Origin of the sequence: Streptomyces sp. DI166 (assembly GCF_900091315.1) — a bacterium.
Lineage (GTDB): Bacteria > Actinomycetota > Actinomycetes > Streptomycetales > Streptomycetaceae > Streptomyces > Streptomyces fuscus.
On sequence record NZ_FLSP01000204.1, the window covers coordinates 1 to 3,854 of the forward strand.

Annotated in this window: 5 protein-coding genes; all 5 read right to left on the reverse strand. The window is 71.5% G+C overall.

The genetic code is table 11. The features are described from left to right. On the reverse strand, positions 1–404 hold a 404-nt coding region (locus GA0115233_RS39645), incomplete at its 3' end, for an ATP-binding protein (RefSeq protein WP_176712119.1). 211 nt (positions 405–615) lie between these two features. Further along, on the reverse strand, positions 616–1,026 hold the full coding sequence (locus tag GA0115233_RS39650) for a (deoxy)nucleoside triphosphate pyrophosphohydrolase (protein ID WP_093725610.1): 411 nt from the start codon (positions 1,024–1,026) through the stop codon (positions 616–618). Between the two features lie 42 nt (positions 1,027–1,068). Then, complete coding sequence (locus GA0115233_RS39655; protein ID WP_093725612.1) at positions 1,069–1,251, reverse strand: SPOR domain-containing protein; 183 nt, start codon at positions 1,249–1,251, stop codon at positions 1,069–1,071. A gap of 328 nt (positions 1,252–1,579) precedes the next feature. Then, a complete protein-coding gene (locus tag GA0115233_RS39660; protein WP_093725614.1) occupies positions 1,580–2,332 on the reverse strand; it encodes a GntR family transcriptional regulator in 753 nt (250 codons plus the stop codon). Positions 2,333–2,479: 147 nt separating this feature from the next. Further along, positions 2,480–3,646 (reverse strand): DUF4190 domain-containing protein, encoded by a 1,167-nt coding sequence (locus tag GA0115233_RS39665; protein WP_093725616.1) that lies wholly within the window; start codon positions 3,644–3,646, stop codon positions 2,480–2,482. Positions 3,647–3,854: the final 208 nt, after the last annotated feature.

Here is a 3,854-nt window from a genome sequence, read left to right on the forward strand (position 1 = left end):
CAGGGCACGGCGAGTTCGAACCAGACCGTCTTCCCGGTGGTCCCGGGGCGGGTGCCCCAGCGGCTGGAGGTGTGCGCGACGAGTTGGAGGCCGCGGCCGCTCTCGTCCTCGGGGTGGGCGACACGTTCGCGCGGGAGGTCGGGGATGGGGTCGGAGACCTCGACCAGCAGGGCCTCGCCCGGGTGGACGGGGCGCACCAGGCGGACGCCGATGGGGCCGGTGGCGTGCCGCAGGGCGTTGGTGACGAGTTCGCTGACCAGCAGGGCGGCGATGTCGGCGAGGCTGTCCAGGCCCCAGTGGTGCAGGCGTTCACGGACGGCGGCGCGGGCGGCGCGGACGGCACCGGGCTCGGCGGAGAAGGTCCACTCGGCGCAGTCGCCTTCGGTGTCGATCACACCGATCACTTCCCGGGCAGCGGTGTCCTTTTTTGTGGGGTTAATGAAGACATACCCGATATTTACCGCGCCGTATCGCGAAGGAGGGCGCGCAGTGGCACGAATGGGCGCACGCGGGGGTGGCGTACGCCGGGGCGACGCGGGCCAGGGCGACGCACGCCGGGACGAGGCACGCCACGACGAGGCACGCCGGAACGACGCACGCCGGGATGACGCACGCCTACTTCATGGGCGCGCGCAGGTGCTCCTCAACGGCCCGTACCGCCGGGACGTCCTGCGGGAGCCAGTCCACGTCCCACAGGTCCGCGTGGGTCAGCCAGCGGAGTTCGTCGTGGTCCTCCAGCGGCTCGGGCACCGGGGAGCCGGGCAGGAGGCGGGTCAGCCAGACCCGGAGGACGTACGGGGAGCGCAGCGGCCACTGACCCGGTACGCGCTCCAGCGGCTCCGCCTCGACGCCGAGTTCCTCGCGCAGCTCGCGGACCAGCGCCGCCTCCGGGGCCTCGCCGGGTTCGACCTTGCCGCCGGGCAGTTCCCAGCGCCCGGCCAGATCCGCGGGCGCGCTGCGGCGGGCGGCGAGCAGGCGCCCCTCGTCCAGCAGGGCCGCCCCCACCACCACGATCGATTCGGTCACCCGGCGGAGCCTAGCGGAGGTCCGACGAAGGCCCGGAGGAGGTCACTCGCCGCCCGCCTGGCCGATCCGCTCGACCCAGTAGAGCTGTTTGTGCCCGCGGGAGTCGAGGCTGTCCGCGATCTTCTGGGCCTCGGCCCGTGTCGCGTACCGGCCCACGCGGTAGCGATTGCCGTTGTCGTCCTGCCGTATGACGAGCCAGGGAAGAGTGATCGTGCTGTCGTTCATCGCGCCCCACCGCTCCTTCCCGCCCCGGCCCCGCATCGTGCCCGCGGCCTGTGCCGTGCCCCACCCGATAAGGAAACCGCAATCCGCATATGCCCGAGCCTACGCCTAACCTTTACGCAGCGAATACGCCTTTTCACAAAGAGGTACGCAACCGGCCAGGACGCAGGGGGCGCACGTCATCGAATGCGCCGTCGGCACACGCTGATGCATCCGGTCAGCGGCATACCGGCAACATCGCGGACGACCTGCGAGAACGACCAGATTCCAACCCCCGCCGAGGGGGCCGTGGTTGAGCCGGCGTCGGGGACAACTGCGCCGGGGTTGTGCGCTACTTCACTGGGAGGTGGTAGGCGACCCGGTAGCGGTCGGCGGGAATGACCACGTCGGCGGTCTCCACGGGGCGCCCCGAGGCGTAGTAGGTGCGCTGGATGACGATGACGACATGGCCCGGGACGCCGCCCAGTGCCTGGAGTTCCTCGGCGAGGCCGGGGCGGGCGCCGACCTCCTCGGTGACGTTGTCCACGATGACGTCGATGGCGCGCATCCGCTCGACGACGCCCATGCCGCCGAGGGGGCCCTCCTCGGGGAGCATCACGGGGGTGCGGCCGGTGACCGCGAGGGGTTCCCAGGAGGTGGAGAGCATCATCGCCTCCCCCGCCTCACGGAACAGGTACTTGGTGCACATGACCCGGTCGCCCGGCTTGACGCCGAGCCGCTCGGCGACCGCCACGCTCGCCTCGGCCTGCGCGCTGCTGGACTCCCAGGTGCCGCGCGCCTCGGCGTCGGCCTGCTCCTGCCTGAACGGCGTGGCGCCGCCGGAGGGGCGGAAGCCGGAGCGGGCGATACGGCGGGGCACCGGCCGCTCGCGCACATAGGTCCCGGAGCCGGAGCGGCCCTCGACCAGCCCTTCGGCCATCAGCACCTTGCGCGCCTCCAGGGCGACGGTGTCGGAGACGCCGTACTCCTCGCGGATGCGGGCCTGCGAGGGGAGACGGGTGTGCGGTGGCAGCGAGCCGTCGACGATCTTCTTGCGGAGATCACCCGCGACACGCAGGTACGCCGGCTGCTCACCGAATGTCACTGGCCGCTCCCATCAGGTTGTACAGACAGCAACAGCCTGGCAACCGTGGGTTGTGCCGTGCAAGCAAAGGCCAGAGAATCACTCGATGTGATGACTTGTGCCCCGTGAAGGCTTTACGCAGGCACTTTCTCCCCGCTATGGCGGCGCTCACACATCGAGTTCGCCGCCGCCGGGCACCTCCTCGCCGCCGTCGTACTCGTCCTCGTAGGACGGCACCGTGGTGGCCAGGCCCAGAGCCTTGCGCGCGGTGACCGTGGTGGGGCCGTCGACGTACTCGTAGGCCGTGTCGTAGTGCGCGAACCAGGCGTCCAGGTCGTCGGCCTTCGCCGCCTTCGCCCAGGCCGCGCGGGCGTCCTTCATGTCCGCGACCAGGTCGGCGACGGCTTCGTCGGCGTCGGCCCCGAAGCGGTGGCCCTCCAGTGCCTCGATCTGCTCGGCGTGCACGGCCTCGACGTCCTTCGCCCAGTCCCGGTTGTCGGACAGGTCGGGGTACTCCAGCGGCTCTTCGTAGAGCACGTCGTCAACGGTGTTCATGGCCTTGAGGAAGGCCACTTGGTCGGCGTCGAGGGTGCTCTCGTCGCTGCGCAGCGAGCCGGTCAGGGCAGCGCCGTCCTCGCTGCTGCCGAACAGGCAGGTGATCTCCCGGTCGCCCAGGCGCCAGGTGTCGCCGGACGGCATCAGGTAGTACACCTCCACGTCGTCCGGTACGGCCCAGGGGTCCATGGCGTACTCGGCCTCAAGCGTGTAGCACTTGTCCTCGGCGGTCTCGGTCACCGAGTCCTCACCCGGGAACCGTCCTCCGGGCAGCTCGATCACGGCGAACACCTCGCCGTGATGGCGGCCGGAGCAGGGCACCTCGGTCACGTCGTAGGCGACGCCCACCAGGGAGCCGGACGGGGTGTCGAAGCAGTCGCCCTCGGCGAGCGCGTAGGCGGTGCCCTCGCCGGTCGCGGCACCCTTCAGGCCGTCCCAGACGTCGGAGGCGAACCCGGTGGCCAGGCTCACCGTCCACAGCGCCAGCCCCACCGAGGACAGCACGGACCCCGCGATCGCCATGCCCCGGCCGCGCTCGCCCTTCTTCCTGATCTGCGCCAGCGCCACCAGACCGAGGACCAGGCCGACCGCGGGCAGGAAGCACAGGATGCCGAGGACCAGGGCGGCGATGGCGACGCCGTTGACGGGCGCGGGGCGGCCGTAGGGCCCGTAGGGGTGGTACGGGTACGGGGCGTACGGGCCCGGCGGGGGGTAGGGCCCCTGGGGTCCCGCGGGCCCCTGGGCTCCGTACGGCTGCTGGGGCGGCGGGGGTATGGACACGAGTACCGTGCTCCTGGTTCGGGACGACAGGGCCGGTCAGGGCCTACGACGGGGTACGAGGGAACGCACGCGCATGGTAAGCGCGTGCGGGCGGGGGCGGAATGCGGGTCTCTCATGCGACGGTGCGCGCGGTCAACGCGCTGACCGCGCGCTGGGCAGGGCAGACGACCGGCGGCACGGTGTTCTCGGCGGCGGGGCTGTGGCCCCT